This window comes from Clostridium sp. LS (assembly GCF_002760435.1).
Classification (GTDB): domain Bacteria; phylum Bacillota; class Clostridia; order Clostridiales; family Clostridiaceae; genus Clostridium.
This window is the reverse complement of sequence record NZ_AUUU01000255.1, coordinates 1-1,058: the sequence shown is the minus strand read 5'-3', so window position 1 is coordinate 1,058 and position 1,058 is coordinate 1. Positions and strand designations below refer to the sequence as shown.

Here is a 1,058-nt window from a genome sequence, read left to right as displayed (position 1 = left end):
AATAAATCCAGGAATATTAATTGATACTGGACATCCTTCCACACATTTTGGAACCTTACAATTTAAGCATCTTGAAGCTTCTTTTGTTGCTTCTTCTTCGTTATATCCTAAACAAACTTCTTCAAAGTTTGCTGCTCTAACTTTTGGGTCTTGTTCTCTTACAGGTACTCTAACCATTCTTTCTTTCATATCCATTATTTATCACCTCTGCAACCACAGCCGCCATGACTATGAGTATTTCCTTCTTCAAACTCTAACTGAGCTTTTCCTTCTTCAGTTTTATACATAGCTTGTCTTCTCATTGATTCATCGTAATTTACTAAATGTCCGTCAAATTCTGGTCCATCAACACAAGCAAACTTAACTTCGCCTCCAACAGTAACTCTGCACGCACCACACATACCTGTACCATCAACCATTATTGGATTTAAACTTACTGTAGTTGGAATATTTAATTCCTTAGTTAACATTGAAGTAAATTTCATCATTATCATTGGTCCAATGATAATAGCATGATCATATTTCTTGCCTTGATTGTTTACTAATTCTTTAAGCATATCTGAACCAGTTCCCTTAAATCCATATGAACCATCATCAGTTGTTACATATAGGTTTCCTGAAACATTCTTTAATTCTTCTTCATATATTAATAGATCTTTATTTCTGCTTCCTAAAATAACATCTACAGCTATTCCATGTTCATGCATCCATTTTACTTGAGGATAAACTGGCGCTGCACCAACTCCACCGGCCACAAAGATGAAATTCTTTTTCTTTAATTCTCCTAAATCTTCATGTATAAATTCACTTGGTACACCTAGTGGTCCAACAAAGTCAGCTACAAAATCCCCTTCATTAAAAGCAGCTAATTGCTTTGTCCCTTTTCCTACAGTTTGAAAAACTATAGTTACTGTCCCTTTTTCTTGATCATAATCTGCTATAGTTAAAGGAATTCTTTCACCTTTTTCATCATTCTTTATAATAATAAATTGTCCTGGCTTTGCAGACTTTGCTACTCTTGGAGCTTCTATATCCATTAAAAATATATTATTTGTAAG

Annotated in this window: 1 protein-coding gene and 1 pseudogene; both read right to left on the bottom strand. The window is 33.8% G+C overall.

Annotated features, from left to right (window positions below):
• Positions 1 to 195 (bottom strand): annotated as a pseudogene (locus tag COL3_RS27445) (dihydropyrimidine dehydrogenase); the annotation flags it as partial.
• The coding region (locus tag COL3_RS27440) for a sulfide/dihydroorotate dehydrogenase-like FAD/NAD-binding protein (RefSeq protein WP_099716787.1) at positions 195 to 1,058 on the bottom strand (864 nt) is incomplete at its 5' end. The pseudogene COL3_RS27445 and the gene COL3_RS27440, both read right to left, overlap by 1 nt.